The sequence below is a fragment of the Pseudomonas sp. FSL R10-0056 genome, assembly GCF_009600105.1.
In the GTDB taxonomy this organism is placed as follows: Bacteria; Pseudomonadota; Gammaproteobacteria; order Pseudomonadales; family Pseudomonadaceae; genus Aquipseudomonas; species Aquipseudomonas bubulae.
In genome coordinates this window covers 1-21363 of the sequence record NZ_WIWL01000222.1, presented here as the reverse complement: position 1 = coordinate 21363, position 21363 = coordinate 1, and the positions used below count along the sequence as shown (strand labels likewise).

Here is a 21363-nt window from a genome sequence, read left to right as displayed (position 1 = left end):
ACCGCAGCCACCACGGCTGCCGAGTCGGCGCTGAATTTGCCTTTGCCGTGCATCTGGTCGAGCAGGGCTTCAAATTCGTGATCGCTGATCAGGTCAGGGTCACCCGCAGGCACCACGGCAGTGACCGCAGGCTCGGCAGGTGCCGCGGTCGCGGTGTCCAGCCCATCGGTATTGAACGAACCCTTGCCATGCAATTGATCAAGCAGGGCTTCGAATTCATCGTCGGTGATTTCATTGCTGACTTCGGCGGCCACGGCGGGCGCTTCGTCGGCCACAGTGGCCACCGCCGCTTCCATCGAAAACTGGCCCTTGCCGTGCAATTGGTCGAGCAGCAATTCAAACTCGGCGTCGCTTATTTCGTCGCTGGTCGTGCTTTGTGTTGTGGCCACCGCTTCAGGCTCGGCCGCGGCCGCCTTGACCGCATCGAGGGAATCGAGCAACTGCTCGAACTCGCTGTCGGTGATATCGGTCACCGGGGCTTCAACCACCGGTTCAGGCACTGCAACAACCGCTGCTTGCACAGCAGCAGGCTCGGCCAGGCGCGCCAGGGCCGCCAGCAACTCGGGAGTCGCGGCAGTGATCGGGCTGCGCTCGCGCACTTCGCTGAACATGCCATTGACCGCATCCAGGGCCTCAAGCACCACATCCATCAGCTCCGCGTCAACGCTGCGCTCACCCTTGCGCAGGATGTCGAAGACGTTTTCGGCGATGTGACAGCACTCCACCAACTCATGGAGCTGCAGGAAGCCGGCGCCCCCTTTTACAGTGTGAAAACCGCGAAAAATGGCATTGAGCAGATCCGCATCATCCGGTCGGCTTTCCAGCTCGACCAGTTGTTCGGACAACAACTCCAGAATTTCGCCGGCTTCAACCAGGAAATCCTGAAGGATTTCTTCATCGGCGCCGAAGCTCATGTAGGTGCTCCTTGAAATAGGCTCTTCGACGCCGGGCAACAGCGCCCGCACGCCTCTTCAAGTCCTAAAAACCCAGACTGGACAACAAATCGTCAACATCATCCTGACCGGATACGACGTCATTACGTGTATCGGCATGAATCTGCGGACCTTCACCCTTGGCCTGGTTTTTTTGCAAATTATTTTCAGCGCGCAATGCATCGCGGTCGTGCTCGATCCCGGCAAAGCGATCGACCTGGCTGGCCATCAGCACCAGCTTGAGCAAATTGCTCTCCACGTCCGTGACCAGTTGCGTCACCCGCTTGATCACCTGACCGGTCAGGTCCTGGAAATCCTGAGCCAGCAAAATATCAGTCAGATTGGCGGACACGATGGTGTTTTGCGTTTCGCTGAGCGTCAAAAAACTGTCAATCCGACGCGCCAGCTCGCGAAACTCTTCGGCACCGATTTCGCGGCGCATAAAACGCCCCCAATCCGCGCTCAGTTCCTTGGCTTCCTGACCCAGGCCATTGACCAGTGGCGTGCTGTTTTCCACCAGGTCCATGGTCCGGTTGGCCGCCGCTTCCGTGAGTTTCACAACATAAGCCAAACGTTCGGTGGCATCCGTGATCTGCGACACCTCTTCGGCTTGCGGCATGCCTGGATCAATATGGAAATTGACAATGGCGCTGTGCAGTTCGCGGGTCAGCTTGCCGACTTCACGATACAGCCCGCGGTCACGGGTCTGGTTGAGCTCGTGAATCAACTGCACGGCATCGCCAAACTGGCCTCGTTCAAGGCTTTCGACCAATTCGTGGGCATGTTTTTTCAGGGTCGATTCAAAATCGGCCTGTGTGCAATCTTTATGCTCCATAGTGCCCCCAAGGCAACCGCTCAACCGATGCGTTCAAAGATCTTTTCGATTTTGTCTTTGAGTGCGATAGCGGTGAACGGCTTGACTACATATCCATTAACACCGGCCTGGGCCGCTTCGATAATCTGCTCGCGCTTGGCCTCGGCGGTCACCATCAGCACCGGCAAGTGCTTGAGTTTTTCGTCGGCACGCACATGGCGCAGCAACTCGATGCCGGTCATGCCCGGCATGTTCCAGTCCGTCACCAGAAAGTCGATGTGCCCCAGGTTGAGGATCGGCAACGCGGTGGTGCCGTCGTCCGCCTCGACCGTGTTGGTGAACCCCAGGTCACGCAACAGGTTTTTAATGATCCGCCGCATCGTTGAAAAGTCATCAACGATGAGGATTTTCATGTTCTTGTCCAATTCGACCTCCAAGCAGTCTTTAACGCACCCATGTGCAGGGCACGCCATTCAATCAATTCGTTTTCAAACACGCCTAATCGACTGTGGGAGCGGGCTTGCCCGCGATGGGGTCGACGCGGTCTGTCTGATTCACCGTGTCGATCCCATCGCGGGCAAGCCCGCTCCCACAGGTATCAAGGGCCCTAGTGCGCGCGCCACTGCCCCAGGCGAGCCCGCAAGCGTGCCGCGCACTGGCTGTGCAGCTGGCTGACCCGGGACTCGCTGACCCCCAGCACTTCGCCGATTTCCTTGAGGTTCAGTTCTTCGTCGTAGTACAGCGCCAGCACCAACCGTTCACGCTCGGGCAAATGGGCGATCGCATCGGCCAGCGCGGCCTGGAAGCGTTCATCTTCAAGGTCGCGCGACGGCTCCGTGTGGGCACTCGCGCCATCTTCATGCAACCCTTCGTGTTCGCCGTCCTGCAACAGATCGTCGAAACTGAACAGGCGGCTGCCCAGGGTGTCATTCAAGATGGCGTAATAATCATCAAGGCTTAACTGGAGTTCGGCCGCAACTTCATGATCTTTAGCGTCACAACCGGTTTTTGCTTCAATTACCCGAATGGCGTCACTGACCATGCGGGTATTGCGGTGTACCGAACGCGGTGCCCAGTCGCCCTTGCGCACTTCATCGAGCATCGCGCCACGGATACGGATGCCGGCATAGGTCTCGAAACTCGCGCCCTTGCTGGCGTCGTATTTGCCCGAAACTTCGAGCAGGCCGATCATCCCGGCCTGGATCAGGTCATCCACCTGCACGCTGGCCGGCAAACGCGCCAGCAGGTGGTAGGCAATGCGCTTGACCAGGGGCGCGTAGCGCTCGATCAGCTCGTACTGGCTGTCACGGGATGACTTGCTGTACATGCGATAACCGCTGGCCGTCATTAAAAGCGCCCCCCTGCCTGCTGCACCAGGCGTTCGACAAAGAACTCAAGATGCCCCCTCGGGTTGGCTGGCAACGGCCAGGTGTCAACTTTTTGCGCGATGGCCTTGAACGCCAGCGAGCACTTGGAGCGCGGAAACGCTTCGTAGACGGCGCGCTGTTTTTGCACGGCCTTGCGCACGCATTCGTCGTAAGGCACGGCGCCCACATATTGCAGGGCCACATCGAGGAAACGGTCGGTAACCTTGGTCAGCTTGGCGAACAGATTGCGCCCTTCCTGCGGGCTTTGCGCCATATTGGCCAGCACGCGGAAGCGGTTCATGCCGTAATCGCGGTTGAGCAACTTGATCAACGCATAGGCGTCGGTGATCGAGGTCGGCTCGTCGCACACCACCAGCAGCACTTCCTGGGCTGCGCGGACAAAGCTGACCACCGACTCGCCAATCCCGGCGGCGGTGTCGATCACCAGCACATCGAGGTTGTCGCCCAGGTCGCTGAAGGCCTGGATCAGGCCGGCATGCTGCGCCGGGCTCAGGTGCACCATGCTCTGGGTTCCCGAGGCCGCCGGCACGATGCGGATCCCGCCGGGCCCCTGGAGCAATACGTCGCGCAGCTCGCAACGCCCCTCGACCACATCGGCCAGGGTGAATTTTGGGGTCAAGCCCAGCAAAACATCGACGTTCGCCAGCCCAAGGTCCGCGTCCATCAACAGAACGCGCCTGCCCAGCTCGGCCAATGCGATGGACAAGTTGACTGACACGTTAGTTTTACCGACGCCACCCTTGCCGCCGGTCACTGCGATCACCTGTACGGGATGCATGCTGCCCATGATCTTTCTTTACCTTGTCTTACTTAGACGCGGCTACATGCGTTGGCTGCTCGTTCCCCTGCGGAACAAAACCTTCAGACCAGCCGATGTAGGTACATTTCAACGTAATCTTGACTACCTCAGCCGACCCGCTTGGGTGGGCTGTGGTAGATATCAGCGAACATATCGGCCATGGCCTCTTCGCTGGGTTCTTCCTGCATTTGCACACTCACTGCGCGGCTCACCAGCTGGTGACGCCGCGGCAGATGGAGATCGTCCGGGATCCGCGGGCCGTCGGTGAGGTAAGCCACCGGCAGCTCGTGACTGATCGCCAGGCTCAACACTTCGCCCAGGCTCGCGGTTTCATCCAGTTTGGTGAGGATGCAACCGGCCAGCCCGCAACGCTTGTAACTGAGGTACGCGGCCGTCAGCACCTGCTTCTGGCTGGTAGTGGCCAACACCAGATAATTCCTGGCCTTGATTCCGCGCCCCGCCAGGCTTTCGAGCTGCAGGCGCAACGCCGGGTCGCTGGCTTGCAGGCCCGCGGTATCGACCAGCACCACGCGCTTGCGCACCAGCGGTTCAAGGGTCTGGCCCAGCGACTGGCCGGGGGCAACATGAGTTACCGGCACATTCAAGATGCGCCCCAGGGTCTTGAGTTGTTCCTGGGCGCCAATACGGAAACTGTCCATGCTCACCAGGGCGATATTCTGCGCGCCGTACTTGAGCACATAACGGGCCGCCAGCTTGGCCAGGGTGGTGGTTTTACCCATCCCGGCGGGCCCCACCATGGCGATTACGCCACCCTCTTCCAGCGGCTCCAGCTCCGGCGTGGCAATCATCCGCGCCAGGTGCGCCAGCAACATCCGCCACGCCTGGCGTGGCTCTTCGATACCGGCCACCTGCGCCAGCAGATCACGGGACAACGGCCCGGACAAACCGATGCGCTGCAAACGGCGCCACAAGTTGGCCTGCGCGGGCTTGGCGTCCTGCAACTGGCTCCAGGCCAGCGAGCCCAGTTGCACTTCCAGCAACTCGCGCAAACCGTTGAGTTCATGGCGCATATTGTCGAATGCACGCTGATCGATCGTCGGTGCCGCGGGCGCCGGCGCAGGGCGCGGCGGTTCTTCAAGGGTCGGCTCAATCAATGGCTCGGCAGCCGTGAGCGGCAAACCGGCAAACAGCTGGCGGTTATCGCCGGCCTCGCCTTCACCGCGCAAGCTCAACTCGGCCTGGGCCGAAACAATCCGCGACTGGGTCTTGCGCAGCTCTTCTTCCAGCTCAATGTTCGGCACCCGGGGTGCCAGCGCGGACAGCTTGTAGTCCAGGGCCGCGGTCAACTCAACGCCCCCGGCAATCCGGCGGTTGCCAATAATGGCGGCGTCAGCCCCCAACTCATCACGAATCAGCTTCATGGCCTGACGCATATCGGCGGCGAAAAATCGCTTCACTTGCATAAACCAAACCCTCAGCCGTTAGGGCCTACTGTCGCAACGATCGTGACCTGCTTGTTGTCAGGGATTTCCTGGTAAGCCAGTACATGCAGGTTGGGCACCGCCAGACGGCCAAAGCGCGACAGCATCGCGCGTACCGGGCCTGCCACCAACAAGATGACCGGATTGCCTTGCATCTCCTGACGCTGAGCAGCGTCGATCAACGAGCGCTGGAGCTTCTCTGCCATGCTGGGCTCCAGCAAAACGCCCTCTTCCTGGCCTTGTCCGGCCTTCTGCAAACTATTGAGCAATATTTGTTCCAACCTGGGCTCCAGGGTGATAACAGGCAGCTCGGAGTCAACGCCTACAATGCTTTGCACGATGGCACGAGACAAGCCCACGCGTACGGCGGCAACCAAAGCGGCAGTATCTTGACTCTTATGAGCATTGTTGGCGACGGCTTCGGCAATACTGCGGATATCCCGCACTGGCACCTGTTCGGCCAACAAGGCCTGCAGCACCTTGAGCAATTGCGACAGGCTCAACACCCCCGGCACCAGTTCTTCGGCCAGTTTGGGCGAGGACTTGGCCAGCAGCTGCATCAACTGCTGAACTTCTTCATGACCAATCAACTCATGGGAGTGTTTGTACAGGATCTGGTTAAGGTGCGTTGCCACTACGGTACTGGCGTCCACTACGGTATAGCCCAGTGACTGCGCCTGGCTGCGCTGGCTGACCTCGATCCACACCGCTTCCAGACCAAAGGCCGGGTCTTTGGTGGTAATCCCGTTAAGCGTGCCAAATACCTGCCCCGGATTGATCGCCATCTCGCGGTCCGGATAGATTTCGGCCTCCGCCAGAATCACTCCCATCAGGGTCAGGCGATAGGCGCTGGGGGCCAGATCGAGATTGTCACGGATATGCACGGTGGGCATCAGAAAGCCCAGGTCCTGGGACAGCTTCTTGCGCACCCCCTTGATCCGCGCCAGTAACTGGCCACCCTGGTTGCGATCCACCAACGGGATCAGGCGATAACCGACCTCAAGCCCGATCATGTCGATGGGGGTAACGTCATCCCAGCCCAGCTCCTTGGTTTCCTGGGCGCGGGCTGGCGAAGGCAGCAGCTCCTGCTGGCGCTTGACCTCTGCCAGGGCCTGGACCTTGACCACGTTCTGTTTTTTCCACATCAGGTACGCCGCACCACCGGCGACTGCAGCCAGGCTCAGGAAGGAGAAATGCGGCATGCCGGGCACGATGCCCATGATGGCCATGATGCCTGCCGAGACAGCCAGCGCCTTGGGTGAGGTAAACATCTGCCGGTTGATCTGCTTGCCCATGTCTTCGGAGCCCGAAGCACGGGTCACCATGATCGCGGCAGCCGTGGACAGCAACAGGGACGGCAATTGCGCCACCAAACCGTCACCGATGGTGAGCAAGGCGTACACCTTGCCGGCTTCGCTGAAGCTCATGCCGTGCTGGAAAATCCCAACTGCCATGCCGCCGATCAGGTTGATAAACAGGATCAACAGACCGGCGATGGCATCACCGCGCACGAATTTGCTGGCACCGTCCATCGAGCCATAGAACTCGGCTTCCTGGGCGACTTCCTGACGGCGCATCTTGGCCTGATTCTGGTCGATAAGGCCGGCATTGAGGTCGGCGTCAATGGCCATCTGCTTGCCGGGCATGGCGTCGAGGGTGAAGCGCGCACTCACTTCCGAGATGCGCCCGGCGCCCTTGGTCACGACCACGAAGTTGATGATCATCAGGATCGCAAACACCACGATACCCACCACGTAGTTGCCGCCGATCACCACCTCGCCGAAGGCCTGGATCACCTTGCCCGCGGCGGCGTGGCCCTCCTGACCGTGGAGCATCACCACCCGCGTGGAGGCCACGTTGAGCGCCAGGCGCATCAGCGTGGCCACCAGCAGGATGGTGGGGAACACGGCAAAATCCAGCGGCCGCAAGGCGTAGACGCACACCAGCAACACCACGATGGACAGCGCGATATTGAAGGTAAAAAACACATCCAGCAAAAAGGCGGGGATCGGCAACATCATCATTGCCAGCATCACCAGCAACAACAGCGGCACACCCAACTGTCCCTGACCCAGGCCGGCCAGACCGCTGCGAGCGGTGTTGATTAACTGAGAGCGATCCAATGACATTGCGGCAAACCTTTAGCAAACTTTTGACGCCATATGCGCCGTGGAGCCTGCCACTGCAAGAAACCTTCCAACTTTGGCAAATGGCCATATGGAAGGCTTGCAGGGTGTGCGAATCCTTGTAGTGCCGATGAGCGCAGCAGGGCTGAAACAAGGAAAAAACGCCGTTCATTGCCAATAAGGGAGAATCCTTCCCCCTTGTGTTGTTGCAGCTTTTATTTTGCAGCCGATGGGATGGCTCTTGCTTGGCGAGTCAAGGAAACTCCACCACAAGAGTACCGCTCCCAGCAAAAGGGCCGGCAGGTGGAAAAGTGCCACGTTTACGAAAAAGAGAAAAAGTATATTCCTCCGTTGTTTCACCGTTGATCAAATAGACATAATAACTGAGCCCGGAAGACGGTAAAATAATTGCATCATCACTTTTACGAATCATGGCGATGGCTATATCAGGCTTGCCCGATACAAAACCTTCAGCACTGAATATAGAAGGCGTTGCCACCAGTTTAAGCCTGGCGCTTTGAAGAGCCCTGTCACACACAAATTTTACGCCGACCGTTTTCCGGGCAAGTGAAGTACTCGCACTTATCCCGATGGCCGCGGGATCCACAGAACCAAAATCAACATTAACGGGCCTGTTATCATTGATAGCACACTCCGCTGGAACAGGTGGTGTTGTGTCCAAACTGTTGCGTGCCCTGATTTGAACGTACATCGAAAATGGCGCATACGAAGCATGGGTGAAATTATACAGCTTGAAAAAATGAAAGTTACCGATCACATCACCCGCGTCAATTTTAATGTTCAAGCCTGGACTTGAAGAAAGTTTGAGATACATACCAAGCCAGAAAAAATAGTTAGGTCCACTTCTAGAGCCTTCGGCAAGGTACCTGCCAGGCCCCAAAGGCCAAGGGTATTCGTTCCCGCCAACAATCATCCCGGAGGAGAAAGCAGAAAATTTTGGAGCCTGATTAAACGTATCAGAGGTTGAAGCTATCCACTCCCGATAACTAAGAGGAAACGTCACCGGGAAATTATGCCTGCACACGGTCGGCACAGCACTTTTCATAGTAACCCTGCTATTTTCCGCATCCAGTTTTACGTCAGTGTAGATAATAAGAGTTTCTGCTCTCATATCCCTCCAGACCCGGTCATCCGTTTGGCAATGAACAGCAAAAGCAACTTGTGCAAACAGCCAAAAAAATACGCCAGCAAAACACCTCATAATATTCACGACTTTTGATCCTGTATGTAGTTTTACCTCGACACGCGTCTTGGGGGCATCCAGCGCAAATATAAACACCGCCACAAATCCATCCAGATCAGGTTAAGAGCCCAAGTCAACAACTATAGTATTTTCCACACCAAAGGTGATCAATGATACGCAGTGCAAACACGTCAGTTTATTGTCGGTGCCTCATCTGCCTTTACTTCTCAGCGCAGTGATATGACTATCGTTGCGGAAGCCGAAAAAGCTCCTCCCGCAAGAGTGCTACCCGGTTTTGCCACCAGCACCGCTTCCATTTGAGGCAAAGTTGGGTATGTAAAATTAACGGGACTGTTAAGGGACCAGGTTGCCCCCCCACCAGGAACTTGATCCCGAGATTACTTTTACTGGTCATCAACAACGCGCGATCAAAACTGGCTCCACCCCCCTGCAACTCTATTGTCATGTCATTGGTTGGCTGCGGCCCGCACGTCACTGTATAAGGCACCTGCTTGCGATAATTGACCCCATCGATCTGTGCAGCTACCAGATTGCTGCCGAAAGGGACAGTGAGCGTGTTGTTGCCATTAACAATGCAAGGCGCAGGCGCAAGGATTACCCCACTCACATTCACGGCCACCTCCGAGGTACGCGCCGTAACACTCTGGCCAAGAGACAGACACAGACAATAGCAAGTGATTGCAAAACGCGAAGTTACCGACCTGATCATCGTTGCGCCCTCACTCATAAATAAGCCTGAAATCAACCCGGGCCCGAAACGCGCCATTGCTCAGTGCTGTGGCAGTGCGCGTGGGTTGCACCTGCCACGTCAGGGTGTCGCTGCCATGCGCCAGAAACAAAGGCTCTCCACGAGCGCCCAAACGCACATCCCGGCCAAGGGCATCGGTCAGGCGCAGGCCCATGCCGGTGACACCCTGAACTTTGACCAAACGCGGATCATCCTTATCGGAAGGCGCCAGAAAAGCGACGGACACCACCGGCTGATAGGCACTCCACACCAGATTGCCCGTGCGCTCATTCAGGAGGCTGCCGGATGCGCGCATGCAATCGACAAAGCGCAACTGCAAAACCACGGGCGATGCCATATCGCCCGGGCGCATCAATTGGCTGCGGGGCACATTTCCAAGGTCCACGGCCTGGTCTGCCGAGGCCATGTCCAGGACGCAAGGGGAATTGATCAGTGAGCCCGAAATATCCAGAACTCCATTCATCCCTTGAATCTCGGCCTGGCCCTGAGCGGCATGCAGCGTCAGCAACAAGGCACTCAGGGCCGTCACCGTACAAGGTTTCATGACGCCTCTTCTGAGGCGCGCACTAGTCATCGGCCGCAGACACATTCGCGTCCACCTTGCAGGTGTTGCCAGTGCAACTGAACGCCAGTGCCGGGCGGCCTCCGTAATCATTTACATAGGTCAGCCAGGGTTTGCTACCCAGTGCCGCCGCACTCACGCCCAGCTTGAGCGTGCCTTTTGGCGGCACCATCAGCGGCTCAAAACCGGGAGAGGTTTTGCCCTCTTTGCTGCTGCGGGCATCGATCAGCGTGATGTAGTACGGGGTAGGATTATTGACTTGAAAGTCATCGGCCTCACGGGTCAGGATCAGTTGTTTCTGCCAGGGGTCCGAGCGTTCCTGCTGGCTCGGCACTATCGAAGCCGGACGATAAAAAAGCTTGATGCGGGTCTGCAGGGCGATCTGCAGGCTGTTGGCCTTGTCGCTACGGGGCGGAATTTCGCGCAAATTGAAGTAATAGACGGTCTCCCGGTCCTGGGGCAGCGACTTGACCGCAGGTAACGCCTGAACTTTCACCTGGCTTTTTTTACCGGGCTCCAGGCGCTGGACCGGTGGCAACACGATCAGCGGCGAGGTGATCTTGTTGCCTTGCTCATCCTCGATCCAGCCCTGGGCCAGGTAAGGCAACTGGGTGTTGTTGTTGGTGATGGTCATGCTGGCGGCATCCTTGCTGCCATCAAACACGACCCGGGTTCGATCAAGACCAATGGCGGCATTGACGTTGCCGGTCTGCGACAGCATCAGGAGGACAAGCGACGAGTACGCGCAACTGAACGTTTTAATTTTCATGACTTTTTCTCGCTATCAACAATCCTGCCCAGAGAGGCTGACGCGGGCATGGTCTTGTCCGCTGCGACCCCCTGGCAGGACAGACTGAGGGTGGAAGCCAATCCGTCGACCGGTAAATCTTCAGGCATTACAAAGGTGCAACGCTCGGCACCACCCCAACTGACTATCATCCGCCCGCCGGGCTGAATACCACTGAGGTAGACGCTGCCAGCATCATTGACGATGCCGGTGCCCTGCTGTTTTTCGTTTTTCACCATGGCGCCGAACGGCGGCACGCTGCCATCAGGCAGGCTTAACACAGCCATGGCCTTGAGCCCGGCAATCACCTCCAGCGTGCGATAACCGATGGCGCCCTCTGTCAGGGTCAACTGGGTCATGGACTCTGTCGCCTCCACATCGGCAGGCAAGCTTTCCAGATCGACACTGGCCGCAGTGCGCGTAAAGCTGCCGACATCCGAGACAACAGCCTTGCCGAAGGCATTGCTGCGCGTCGGGCTGCCATAGCCCCGGATCGGCACGCCAGGTACTCCACCGGTATCGATCATCAACCGGGTACCGCCCGTACCCGCAGTTCGATGCCCTGCGCCACCGTATGGCGTCAGTGTGCCGCCACCACGAGCAGACAGGGTGAGGGTGTTGTAGCTGTTCTCTTGCAGGGCAGCGCTGATGGAGACATCCGCCTGATCACCGGCATGGTTCAGGTACCCGCTAACCGAGGTGTTGCTTGCCGACAGTTGATAGCTGTTGCGCTGATCGAGCCGGTCACTGTAGTTCGTGGAATAGTTATTTTGGCCCTGAGAGCTACTGTTGACGCTGCTGGTGAGCGTCCCGGAGCGACCCATTGGCAGGCTTACTGACAGGTACATACCGGTGTGGTTGCTGGAGATGCCACTGTGCTGGTTTTTCTCCTGATTACGGAAAGCGCTCAGGGAAAGGCTCATGTTTCTTATCGAGCCCACACTGAAATAGCGCGCCAGGGACAAGTTCCATCGCTCACCGCTCGGACGATCCCAATAGGACTGGTTGCTGTAGCTCAGATAAGCGGTAAGCCCCATATCCCGAAACTGCTTGTTGACTGTCGCAGTGTAAAGCGACTTGCTGCCTCCCACCGGACCACCGTAATGACGCGCATTCAGGTACTCGCTCATGCTCATGTAGTTTTTTTGGGAAAAACGGTAACCCGCAAAGGTGACCTGACTGTCGTACTGGTCGAAGTTTTTCGAATAGCTCAACTGAAAGGAATCGCCCGACAAGGACGTGCCCTGCAGCTTGGCGCTGGCCCGGGTCACATCGAATGAGATCGCTCCCAAGGCCAGCAGGTCGCGCCCCACCCCGACAGAAAGCGCCGTGTAATTATTGTCACTGAGACCACCGCCATACAGGGACCAGCCATTGCTTACGCCCCAGGAGAATTCGCCTGCACCGAAGACGTCGCCCTGCCCTCCGTTGTGAAGAGAAGACGGTCGACCGCTGGCCAGTTTGTAACGCACAGTGCCGGGACGCGTCAGGTAGGGAATGTTGGCCGACTCAACCTGGAAGGTGGTGACGCTGCCGTCCTGCTCTTCGACGCGCACCTCCAGGGTCCCGGTTACGGCATCATTCAGATCCCGAATACGAAAAGGGCCCGCCGCAACCAGCGCTTCATAAAGCACACGGCCTTGCTGGCTGATAATGACCCTGGCATTGGTTTTGGCAACGCCGACAACTTCCGGTGCATAGCCACGCAAATTGGGCGGCAACTGGTTGTCATCCGAGTTGAGTGCAACGCCGGTAAAACGGAAGCTGTCGAACACGTTCGAATACAGGTAGTTTTCTCCCAGAGCCAGACGCGCCTGCATGGCAGGCAGCGCTCGATAGGCATAAAAGCGGCTCCACTCCAGCCGTCGCGCACGACTGTAGCTTTCGTCTTCGATACGGCCCTGCCAGTCTGCACGCAAGCGCCAGGGGCCCGCGTTTGCGCCGAACGTGCCATTGCCGCTCAAGTCGGTTTGACGGGCTGAGCCCTTCCGCCCGCTGGACTTGGCCGTGAGGTTGTAATCCATCAGAGCGCCCGGCACGCCGTTGTCCCACCGGGAAGGCGGATCCCAGTTCCGGGCGTTGTACTCCAGATAGGCTTGCGGCACGGAAATATGCAGGCTAGAGGTCGCCAGATCACCACTGACTTCCATGCCCGCCAGGCTATTGATATGCAGGCACTCGCCGCTCTTCCACCAGCCGAGCCGAGCTTGCATTTCAGGCTTGAGCCCCAGTTGCTCAACCAGCTCGGTCGACAGGCAGGCCTGGCTACCTTTGGGGTCATCGTCAGGAGGGTAAAAAGCTATGCGCTGCTCAGGCAGCCATTGCGAGTTGACCTGCACCTGCAGCGGATAAACGCCAGGCAAGATAAAACCGCTGCGAGAAAATTGGGACAAGTCGATATTGGTACGATCGCTGAGGTCCAGAATATCGGTATTGAACTGAATCTCATCCCCGGCCCATACCTCAGCGCCCAGCGACATCAATCCGCTCAACACGCCGGTGCGCAGTATCATTTGGGCGGCTGAGAGATCCCGCCCGGTAAACAGCCCGTACATTCAGAAATACTCCAGGCGGAAACGCACCGCAGTTCGGTGAGAACCAACCGCTACAGGACGACCATTGCCAACCAGTTGAAGGGTGTAATGCAGCTCCTGGTCCGCTCCGGTCAGAGGCGCCAGGGGCATGGGTACTCCCGGGATGCTTTCCTGCCCTTGGGTATCGGCAATACGCAGGGCCAACCCCCGGGCCGCTCCGCCAATGGCAAACAAGCGCCCGCTGGCATCCGCCAGGCCATCAAACGTCACCCTTACATGCTGCCAGTCAGGCAAGTAACTGCCTGGACGAAAAGAGTCAGGCCTGGCCAATGAGCATTTAATTAAACGCAATGTGAATATCACTGGCAAAGACTGACCCTGACGAATAAGTTGCCCCATGGGCAAAGGGTCGAATTCAACGAGTTGATAAGCGCTACTCGCATCAAGTGCACACGCAGAATCAACAATTTGCCCTTCAAGTGTTACGCGCCCACCCCCCTGACTTGCTAGTGCAGTACACACACCGAAACCAAACGTTATAAACACAAAGAACGAGGTAACCACTACTGAAATCGAGAGTGCTTTCACAGGAAACTCCCACCTGCAATTGCCCTGCTGTCGAACTTCCTACAACAGGGCAACCGGACAACCTACTGATATGCCAGCGCGAAGTTCGTAACAGCAGTAAAAGTACCTGTACCTACAGTAGTGGTTGTAGATGTTTGACCTTTCAACTGAGCACCAAAGGTCAGCGTATTGCTACCCGCCGTAATACCTTTCGGGCGGGTTGCAGTACCCAGCGTTATGGCGGTGCCGTCGAACTCGGTCAGAAGGATGCCCGCACCGGCAACGCCGTTCAGGGCCAATGCTCCTGGCACTGCTGTCGCCCCCGTACCGGTAAAGGTGGCCTTGACTGTATTGTCGGTGAGACCGGTCAATGAACAACCGGTCAACTCGATGTTGAAATATTGCTTGGTACCGATGCCACCATTATTCAGCTGAGATTTGGACACCGAACCCAGCGGAACAGGTTGATCCACACTTTCAGGTGTAATGGAGCAGGCCGACTCCAAAATTTCACCGCTAAACGTGACAGTACCCGATCCTGCTCCCGCAGCACTGGCAACTGATGCCGAACAAGCCAGCAACACCATAGACGCCAAAGCAGACTTGGCAGACTTCATTGCAACACCCATCAAACACCCCCTACAAAAATGCATTACAACAATTGTTTAATAAACTGAAGATTTAGTTTAAGTTTAAATCCCGACACTTATTCATACCCCAAGGAAATAAAAGCGAAAGCCATTAGCTGACTTTTACCCATCCCCACACACCGAAGTAAGAAGCAACTAAACTAACAGCTAACTTTCAAACAAGAAGTAAGGCACTTCCAACTGTCTTGTAGGATCCCACCTAATACAAGATAGATATATAACACCGCACTAGCAGAGATTATTTGACGGAGGCGAATTTAAAAGTCACTACTCGACGCAAAATACCTGCACTCCACCCCGTCAACTGGCAGGCTACTCGTCACGGCGCAAATCCGCCGGGATCGGCAAGTCCTTGAGGGGGTCCGGGCGCTTGCCCTTGCCGGCCTGGTACTGACGGATCTGGTAGACGTAGGCCAGCACCTGGGCCACGGCCAGGTACAAGCCGGCGGGGATTTCCTGCTCCAGCTCCGTGGAGTAATAGATCGACCGCGCCAGCGCCGGCGACTCCAGCAGCAGGATGTTGTGCTTGGTACCGATCTCGCGGATTTTCAGCGCCAGGAAGTCACTGCCCTTGGCCAGCAACATCGGCGCCCCGCCCTTCTCCGGGTCGTACTTGAGGGCCACGGCGTAGTGGGTCGGGTTGGTGATTATGACGTCGGCATCCGGGATCGCCGCCATCATGCGCCGCTGGGACATTTCACGCTGCACCTGACGTATGCGCTGCTTGACCTCCGGGCGCCCTTCCTGATCCTTGTGCTCGTCGCGTACTTCCTGCTTGGTCATCAGCAATTTCTGATGGCTTTCCCATAGCTGTACCGGTACGTCCACCGCAGCGATCAGGATCAATCCGCAGGCCATCCACAACGCACTCCAACCCACCACTTGCAGGCTGTGGATCACTGCCAGTTCCAGCGGCTCATGGGCGATGCGCAGCAGGTCATCGATGTCGGACTTCAACACCAGCAAGGCCACGATCAGGATGATAAAGAATTTAGCCAGGGCCTTGAGCAGCTCCACCAGCGCCTTGGCCGAGAACATGCGCTTGATCCCGGCGGCCGGGTTCATGCGGCTGAATTTGGGCGCCAGGCTGCCCGCAGCAAAGAGCCAGCCGCCAAGGGATATCGGGCCGACCAGGGCCGCGATCAACAACGTGATCAGTACTGGCTGCACCGCGATCAAGGCGATTTTCCCTGAATGCAGCAGAAACGCGCCCATGGAATCCGGGTTAAGCAGCACTTCGCGGCTCAAGCTGAAGTTGTAACGCATCAGCTCCATCAAATCCTGCGCCAGCGCACCGCCAAAAATCAGCAAGCCCGCCGAACCAGCCAGCATGATGGCCAGGGTGTTCAGCTCTTTGGAACGTGCAATTTCACCCTTTTCCCTGGAGTCCTTTTTTCGTTTCTCCGTGGGGTCTTCTGTTTTATCGGCGCCACTCTCGCTTTCGGCCATGGCTATCTGGCCTGCGCAAGATCACGTAAAAACTGCAGGGCCTCAGAGGCCAGCGGTTGATACTGGTTGAGAATGTCCGCCATGCTGATCCACAGGATCACCATGCCCAGCACCAGGGTCAGCGGGAAACCGATGGCAAAGATATTCAGTTGCGGCGCGGCCCGGGTCATTACGCCGAAGGCAATGTTGACCACCAGCAGCGCAGTGATCGCCGGCAGTACCAGAAGCAACGCCGCACCCAGCACCCAGCCGAGTTTATTGGCGATTTCCCAGTAGTGGTTGGGCAACAAGCCACCGCCCACCGGCAAGGTGGTGAAGCTCTCGGTCAACACTTCAAATACAACCAGATGGCCATTCATGGACAAAAACAGCAAGGTCACCAGCATGGTGAAAAACTGCCCGATTACTGCCACGTTGACCCCGTTGGCCGGGTCGACCATGGACGCAAAGCCCATGCCCATCTGGATCGCGACAATTTGCCCGGCGACCACGAACGCATGAAAAAACAGCTGCAATGCAAACCCCAGTAACGCACCGATGACGATTTGCTCGGCAATCAGCATCAGGCCACTGAGATCCAGCGAGTTGACGGCGGGCAACGGCGGCAGGCTGGGCATGATTGCCAGGGTAATCGCCAGGGACAAAAACAACTTGATGCGTTTGGGCACCAGGGTGGTGCCGATGATCGGCATGGTGGTCAGCAGCGCGCCCACCCGGAATAGCGGCAGCATAAAGCTGGCGACCCAGGTACTGATCTGCGCGTCTGTCAGGGCGAGCAGCGACATTTAGCCGATCAACTGCGGAATGCTGCCGTACAACTGCAGGATGTATTCCATAAAGGTCTGCACCAGCCACGGCCCGGCCACGATCAGGGTGACCAGCATCACCAGCAAGCGTGGGAGGAAGCTCAGGGTCTGTTCGTTGATCTGGGTCGCGGCCTGGAACATCGCCACCAGCAACCCCACCAGCAAGCTGGGTATTACCAGCACGGCAACCATCAGGGTGGTCAGCCACAACGCACTGCGAAACAGGTCTACCGCGACTTCTGGGGTCATGGGGTCAAACTCCGCCGAAACTGCTGGCCAGGGTGCCGATAATCAGCGCCCAGCCATCCACCAGTACAAACAGCATGATTTTAAACGGCAACGAGATGATCAGTGGCGAGAGCATCATCATGCCCATGGCCATCAGCACACTGGCCACTACCAGGTCGATAATCAGAAACGGAATAAAGATCATAAAACCGATCTGGAAGGCGGTTTTAAGCTCCGAGGTGACAAACGCCGGCACCAGAATGGTCAGGGGTGCGGCATCCGGGGTGGCGATATCGGTACGTTTGGACAGGCGCATAAACAGCTCAAGGTCGCTGCTGCGGGTCTGCGCCAGCATAAAGTCCTTGATCGGCACTTCAGCCTTGAGGATCGCATCCTGGGCCGAGAGCTTTTCGGCCAGATAGGGCTGCAAGGCATCGTTGTTTACCCGATCGAAAACCGGCGCCATGATAAACAGGGTCAAAAACAGCGCCATGCCGGTAAGGATCTGGTTCGATGGGGTTTGTTGCAAGCCCAGGGCCTGGCGCAGGATCGAAAACACAATGATGATCCGCGTAAAGCTGGTCATCAACATGACAAATGCCGGAATAAAGCTCAGCGCAGTCATGATCAGCAGGATTTGCAGGCTGACCGAGTACTCCTGCTGACCATTGGCCCCGGTGCCCAGGGTTATCGCCGGAATCGACAACGGGTCAGCCCCCAATGCCAATGGCGCGGCCAGTGCCAACAACAGCGCGACTACAAAACGCATCAAGGCTTGTCCTTTTGCTGACCGAGTATTTCCATCAGGCGCTTGGCAAACTCGGGGGTGGCCGGTTGCGCACTACCCGGCACCTGCACCGGCTCCTTGAGCACATGCAGCGGGGTGATCCGGCCCGGCGTAAGACCGAGCAGGATCTGTTCATTGCCCACCTGCACCAGCACCAGCCGGTCCCGCGCGCCCAGGGCCCGGGAGCTGATCAGTTCGATTACCTGGCCCTGGCGCGGGCCCGCCTGCTGTACACGGCGCAGCAACCAGGCCAGGGCAAAAATCAGCCCCAGCACCAGCAGCAGACCCAGTACCAGCTGGGTCAACTGCCCGCCAACACTGGCGCCAGCCACCGGAACCGCTGCGGTCGCAACCACCGGCTCGGCCGCCAGCACACTCAAGGGCAAGCCCAGTAAACCGCCAAGTAGCCGTTTCATTCAGCGCAGCTTCTTGATGCGTTCACTTGGGCTGATCACGTCGGTCAGGCGGATGCCGAACTTCTCGTTGACCACCACCACTTCACCGTGGGCAATCAGGGTGCCGTTGACCAGCACATCCAGTGGTTCGCCGGCCAGACGGTCCAGCTCGATCACCGAGCCCTGATTGAGTTGCAGCAGGTTGCGGATATTGATGTCGGTACTTCCCACTTCCATGGAGATCGACACCGGAATATCCAGAATCACGTCGAGGTTGGGGCCATCCAGGGTCACCGGCTGGTTGTTGCGCGGCACACTGCCGAACTCTTCCATCGGCAGTCGGCTGGAAGAGGGCTTGGTTGCCGCATCGGCCGCCAGTAGCGCGTCGATATCGGCCTGGCCAACATCGCCGGTTTCTTCCAGCGCAGCTGCCCATTCATCAGCCAGCGCCTGGTCTGCAGCGGTTGTATCGTGTTCGTTAGCCATGGGGGTGTCCTCGGCGGGCATTCAATCATTAGCACAGCAAATTCTTGTGGCCAGGCGCCTAGCGCCGACCGATGGGCTCAACCACTTGCAAGGCCAGATTGCCTTTGTGCGAGCCCAGTTTGACCTTGAATGACGGCACGCCATTGGCACGCATCACCAGTTCATCTTCCAGCTCGATGGGGATCACGTCGCCGGGCTGCATATGCAAAATATCGCGCAGGCGTAACTGGCGGCGGGCCACGGTGGCGCTCAGCGGCACACTGACGTCGAGCACATCTTCGCGCAGGGCCTTGCTCCAGCGTTCGTCCTGGTCGTCGAGGTCGGACTGGAAACCGGCGTCGAGCATTTCGCGCACCGGTTCGATCATCGAGTACGGCATGGTCACATGCAGGTCGCCGCCACCGCCGTCGAGTTCGATATGGAAGGTCGACACCACAATGGCTTCGCTGGGCCCGACGATATTGGCCATGGCCGGGTTAACTTCAGAGTTGATGTACTCGAAATTGACTTCCATGATCGCCTGCCAGGCTTCCTTCAAGTCGATAAAGGCCTGCTCCAGCACCATGCGTACCACGCGCAATTCGGTGGGGGTGAATTCACGGCCTTCGATCTTGGCGTGACGGCCATCGCCGCCAAAAAAGTTGTCCACCAGCTTGAACACCAGCTTGGCGTCGAGGATAAACAGCGCCGTTCCGCGCAGCGGCTTGATTTTGACCAGGTTGAGACTGGTGGGCACATACAGCGAATGCACGTACTCGCCGAACTTCATCACCTGCACCCCGCCCACCGCCACATCCGCCGAGCGGCGCAACAGGTTGAACATGCTGATGCGGGTGTAACGGGCAAAACGCTCGTTGATCATCTCCAGGGTCGGCATGCGACCCCGGACAATACGATCCTGACTGGTCAGGTCGTAGCTTTTGACACTGCCGGGCTCGGCAGCGGTTTCGGCCTGTACCAGACCGTCATCGACGCCATGCAGCAGCGCGTCAATCTCATCCTGGGACAGCAGGTCTTGCACGGCCATGTCGTGATCCTACTGCAATACAAAGTTAGTAAAGAGCGCCTGATCGATAACCACTTTGCCGAGTTCTTTTTGCGCAACTTCCTGCACGCTGGCAGTGGTTTTCTGGCGCAATATTTCCTGGCCAACCGGTGTGGCGAGGTCGTCAAAGGCCTGCCCGGAAAACAGCATCACCAGGTTGTTGCGAATCACCGGTATATGCACCATCAGCGCCTTGAGATCGGCAGGGTCGCGCGCTTGCAGGGTCACACTGACTTGCATATAGCGCTGACGGCCATTGGCGTTGAAGTTGACCACAAAGGCCGGGGCCATCGGTTCATAGAGGGCAGGCAGCTTGACGTTCACGTCAGCTTGCGGCACAGCTTCGCTCTTGGGGCTGTGCATGAAATACCAGGTGGCGCCAACAGACAGGCCAATCGCCAGCAGCACAGCCACGACGATCAGGATAATCAGCTTGAGTTTGCCTTTAACGGCGGGGTCTTTTACTGCGTCGCTCGTCGCCATGCCAATAATCCGTCACTTTTCGGTTTTCACAGGTGCCGAGGGTAGGCAGAGCAAGTGTTATGCCAGAAGTGGAGGGATCGAAGGCTTCACGCCAATTCAAATTGCGTAGCAGCTGGCGAAGGAACACTGCAACTGTGGGAGCGAGCCTGCTCGCGAAGGTCGTTCGCGAGCAGGCTCGCTCCCACAATAGGGCTTGACCTGCAACAGAGTATCTACAGGTGTTTTAGTGCTAGCGCTTACGCGTAGTAATCCACCGCGCTGGAGCCCAGCACCACGCTTGGCGCAACCGCAGCCACTTCCACCGGCTCGTCATCAACAAGGCTGTCCAGTCGCTGGCCACCGCCACCGCTACGGGCCTGTTGCTCCTGGCCCTGCTGGCCTTGCCAGTTGCGCTGCTGATCCGACACGTTGACGTCCACCTGGCCCATGCCCTGCTGAGCGAGCATTTCGCGCAAGCGGTGCATCTGACTGTCCAGCGCCTCACGCACACCGGCGTGGCCACTCACAAAGTTGACCTGCGCCGACTGGTCAGCCGCAATATTGACCCGAATATCCAGACGCCCCAGCTCGGCAGGCTCCAGCTGGATATCGGCTGATTTGAGGTTGGCGCTGGAGAGGTACATCACGCGGTTTACAACTTCTTCGGACCAGCCGCTCTGATGCATGGCCAACGGCTGGTTGACCGGCAGCGCATTGGTCGTTTTCGGCACCGCCGCCTGGGTCAGCGCCGCCAGGCGGTTGGCGAAGTCATCCACACGGGTATCGCTGGAGGCGCTTTTCAGGTCCTTGAGACCCTCATCGACCAGGCCTTTAAAGGATTTCTCGCCCCCTTCACCAGTGGTCGAGTCATCGCTTTTATCATCGACCAGCATGGCTATCCCGCTGGCCTGCCCCTGGGCTGCGGCAGGAGCGGCGTCGCTTGATGGAGTTTTGACCGGGGACTGGCTACTGGCCGAAACATGCCCGCCCTGCTCCATCGCCAGGCGCACGGCAGGCATTGCGTCCAGAGGATCGGCTTGAGGATCGAAGGTGTCGTCGTCGGCCGCCAGCGGTGGCGGTGCCTGGGCCGCCAGTTGTGCCACTTGCACCTCAGGGGTGGCCGGTTGCGCG

At 57.9% G+C, this 21363-nt stretch carries 22 protein-coding genes; all 22 read right to left on the bottom strand.

The window, feature by feature from the left end:
• The coding region (locus GHO42_RS22150) for an Hpt domain-containing protein (protein WP_178114942.1) at nt 1-914 on the bottom strand (914 nt) is incomplete at its 3' end.
• 64 nt (nt 915-978) lie between these two features.
• Nucleotides 979-1767 carry a protein phosphatase CheZ gene (locus tag GHO42_RS22145; RefSeq protein WP_095018900.1) on the bottom strand — a complete coding sequence of 263 codons (789 nt, stop codon included), beginning with the start codon at nt 1765-1767 and terminating at the stop codon, nt 979-981.
• Nucleotides 1768-1787: 20 nt separating this feature from the next.
• A complete protein-coding gene (locus tag GHO42_RS22140) occupies nt 1788-2159 on the bottom strand; it encodes a chemotaxis response regulator CheY (protein ID WP_162939305.1) in 372 nt (123 codons plus the stop codon).
• A gap of 194 nt (nt 2160-2353) precedes the next feature.
• A complete protein-coding gene (fliA, locus tag GHO42_RS22135) occupies nt 2354-3094 on the bottom strand; it encodes an RNA polymerase sigma factor FliA (protein WP_016781546.1) in 741 nt (246 codons plus the stop codon).
• The gene (fleN, locus tag GHO42_RS22130) at nt 3094-3921 is read right to left on the bottom strand and encodes a flagellar synthesis regulator FleN (RefSeq protein WP_016781547.1); all 828 of its coding nucleotides are present in this window, start codon (nt 3919-3921) and stop codon (nt 3094-3096) included. Before fleN ends, fliA begins: the two co-directional genes overlap by 1 nt.
• A 119-nt stretch (nt 3922-4040) precedes the next feature.
• Complete coding sequence (gene flhF / locus GHO42_RS22125; protein WP_095002596.1) at nt 4041-5357, bottom strand: flagellar biosynthesis protein FlhF; 1317 nt, start codon at nt 5355-5357, stop codon at nt 4041-4043.
• 11 nt (nt 5358-5368) lie between these two features.
• A complete protein-coding gene (flhA, locus tag GHO42_RS22120) occupies nt 5369-7498 on the bottom strand; it encodes a flagellar biosynthesis protein FlhA (protein ID WP_095002707.1) in 2130 nt (709 codons plus the stop codon).
• Nucleotides 7499-7754: 256 nt separating this feature from the next.
• On the bottom strand, nt 7755-8807 hold the full coding sequence (locus GHO42_RS22115; RefSeq protein ID WP_095026927.1) for a fimbrial protein: 1053 nt from the start codon (nt 8805-8807) through the stop codon (nt 7755-7757).
• A gap of 638 nt (nt 8808-9445) precedes the next feature.
• Nucleotides 9446-10018 (bottom strand): fimbrial protein, encoded by a 573-nt coding sequence (locus GHO42_RS22105; protein WP_095002598.1) that lies wholly within the window; start codon nt 10016-10018, stop codon nt 9446-9448.
• Between the two features lie 22 nt (nt 10019-10040).
• Complete coding sequence (locus GHO42_RS22100) at nt 10041-10805, bottom strand: fimbria/pilus periplasmic chaperone (RefSeq protein WP_095039309.1); 765 nt, start codon at nt 10803-10805, stop codon at nt 10041-10043.
• Nucleotides 10802-13336 carry an outer membrane usher protein gene (locus GHO42_RS22095; RefSeq protein WP_256671123.1) on the bottom strand — a complete coding sequence of 845 codons (2535 nt, stop codon included), beginning with the start codon at nt 13334-13336 and terminating at the stop codon, nt 10802-10804. Before GHO42_RS22095 ends, GHO42_RS22100 begins: the two co-directional genes overlap by 4 nt.
• A gap of 42 nt (nt 13337-13378) precedes the next feature.
• Nucleotides 13379-13651, bottom strand: a complete 273-nt coding sequence (locus tag GHO42_RS26250; protein WP_232527673.1) for a fimbrial protein — start codon at nt 13649-13651, stop codon at nt 13379-13381.
• Nucleotides 13652-14007: 356 nt separating this feature from the next.
• Nucleotides 14008-14541 carry a fimbrial protein gene (locus tag GHO42_RS22085; protein WP_095002710.1) on the bottom strand — a complete coding sequence of 178 codons (534 nt, stop codon included), beginning with the start codon at nt 14539-14541 and terminating at the stop codon, nt 14008-14010.
• 345 nt (nt 14542-14886) lie between these two features.
• Nucleotides 14887-16023: a flagellar biosynthesis protein FlhB gene (gene flhB / locus GHO42_RS22080; RefSeq protein WP_095002601.1), complete on the bottom strand. Its 1137-nt coding sequence runs from the start codon at nt 16021-16023 to the stop codon at nt 14887-14889.
• A gap of 2 nt (nt 16024-16025) precedes the next feature.
• On the bottom strand, nt 16026-16808 hold the full coding sequence (fliR, locus tag GHO42_RS22075) for a flagellar biosynthetic protein FliR (RefSeq protein ID WP_153328709.1): 783 nt from the start codon (nt 16806-16808) through the stop codon (nt 16026-16028).
• Entirely contained in the window at nt 16809-17078 is a 270-nt protein-coding gene (fliQ, locus tag GHO42_RS22070) for a flagellar biosynthesis protein FliQ (protein ID WP_095002603.1), read from the bottom strand. It abuts the gene before it with no gap.
• Between the two features lie 4 nt (nt 17079-17082).
• On the bottom strand, nt 17083-17826 hold the full coding sequence (gene fliP, locus GHO42_RS22065) for a flagellar type III secretion system pore protein FliP (RefSeq protein WP_153328711.1): 744 nt from the start codon (nt 17824-17826) through the stop codon (nt 17083-17085).
• Nucleotides 17826-18260 (bottom strand): flagellar biosynthetic protein FliO, encoded by a 435-nt coding sequence (gene fliO, locus GHO42_RS22060; protein ID WP_095018905.1) that lies wholly within the window; start codon nt 18258-18260, stop codon nt 17826-17828. The genes fliP and fliO overlap by 1 nt, the downstream gene beginning before the upstream one ends.
• Nucleotides 18261-18725 (bottom strand): flagellar motor switch protein FliN, encoded by a 465-nt coding sequence (gene fliN, locus GHO42_RS22055; RefSeq protein WP_095002606.1) that lies wholly within the window; start codon nt 18723-18725, stop codon nt 18261-18263.
• A gap of 58 nt (nt 18726-18783) precedes the next feature.
• On the bottom strand, nt 18784-19752 hold the full coding sequence (gene fliM / locus GHO42_RS22050) for a flagellar motor switch protein FliM (protein WP_019828822.1): 969 nt from the start codon (nt 19750-19752) through the stop codon (nt 18784-18786).
• A 9-nt stretch (nt 19753-19761) separates the two neighbouring features.
• On the bottom strand, nt 19762-20253 hold the full coding sequence (gene fliL, locus GHO42_RS22045) for a flagellar basal body-associated protein FliL (protein WP_095018906.1): 492 nt from the start codon (nt 20251-20253) through the stop codon (nt 19762-19764).
• A gap of 236 nt (nt 20254-20489) precedes the next feature.
• Nucleotides 20490-21363: flagellar hook-length control protein FliK (locus tag GHO42_RS22040; RefSeq protein WP_153384186.1), on the bottom strand; the 874-nt coding region annotated here is incomplete at its 5' end.

What these genes read in the sequence shown, in the direction of transcription:
- GHO42_RS22145 (WP_095018900.1), bottom strand. Translation starts at nt 1,767, where the DNA reads ATGGAGCATAAAGATTGCACACAGGCCGATTTTGAATCGACCCTGAAA.
- GHO42_RS22140 (WP_162939305.1), bottom strand. Translation starts at nt 2,159, where the DNA reads ATGAAAATCCTCATCGTTGATGACTTTTCAACGATGCGGCGGATCATT.
- fliA (WP_016781546.1), bottom strand. Translation starts at nt 3,094, where the DNA reads ATGACGGCCAGCGGTTATCGCATGTACAGCAAGTCATCCCGTGACAGC.
- fleN (WP_016781547.1), bottom strand. Translation starts at nt 3,921, where the DNA reads ATGGGCAGCATGCATCCCGTACAGGTGATCGCAGTGACCGGCGGCAAG.
- flhF (WP_095002596.1), bottom strand. Translation starts at nt 5,357, where the DNA reads ATGCAAGTGAAGCGATTTTTCGCCGCCGATATGCGTCAGGCCATGAAG.
- GHO42_RS22105 (WP_095002598.1), bottom strand. Translation starts at nt 10,018, where the DNA reads ATGAAACCTTGTACGGTGACGGCCCTGAGTGCCTTGTTGCTGACGCTG.
- GHO42_RS22100 (WP_095039309.1), bottom strand. Translation starts at nt 10,805, where the DNA reads ATGAAAATTAAAACGTTCAGTTGCGCGTACTCGTCGCTTGTCCTCCTG.
- GHO42_RS22095 (WP_256671123.1), bottom strand. Translation starts at nt 13,336, where the DNA reads ATGATACTGCGCACCGGCGTGTTGAGCGGATTGATGTCGCTGGGCGCT.
- GHO42_RS22085 (WP_095002710.1), bottom strand. Translation starts at nt 14,541, where the DNA reads ATGAAGTCTGCCAAGTCTGCTTTGGCGTCTATGGTGTTGCTGGCTTGT.
- flhB (WP_095002601.1), bottom strand. Translation starts at nt 16,023, where the DNA reads ATGGCCGAAAGCGAGAGTGGCGCCGATAAAACAGAAGACCCCACGGAG.
- fliR (WP_153328709.1), bottom strand. Translation starts at nt 16,808, where the DNA reads ATGTCGCTGCTCGCCCTGACAGACGCGCAGATCAGTACCTGGGTCGCC.
- fliQ (WP_095002603.1), bottom strand. Translation starts at nt 17,078, where the DNA reads ATGACCCCAGAAGTCGCGGTAGACCTGTTTCGCAGTGCGTTGTGGCTG.
- fliP (WP_153328711.1), bottom strand. Translation starts at nt 17,826, where the DNA reads ATGCGTTTTGTAGTCGCGCTGTTGTTGGCACTGGCCGCGCCATTGGCA.
- fliO (WP_095018905.1), bottom strand. Translation starts at nt 18,260, where the DNA reads ATGAAACGGCTACTTGGCGGTTTACTGGGCTTGCCCTTGAGTGTGCTG.
- fliN (WP_095002606.1), bottom strand. Translation starts at nt 18,725, where the DNA reads ATGGCTAACGAACACGATACAACCGCTGCAGACCAGGCGCTGGCTGAT.
- fliM (WP_019828822.1), bottom strand. Translation starts at nt 19,752, where the DNA reads ATGGCCGTGCAAGACCTGCTGTCCCAGGATGAGATTGACGCGCTGCTG.
- fliL (WP_095018906.1), bottom strand. Translation starts at nt 20,253, where the DNA reads ATGGCGACGAGCGACGCAGTAAAAGACCCCGCCGTTAAAGGCAAACTC.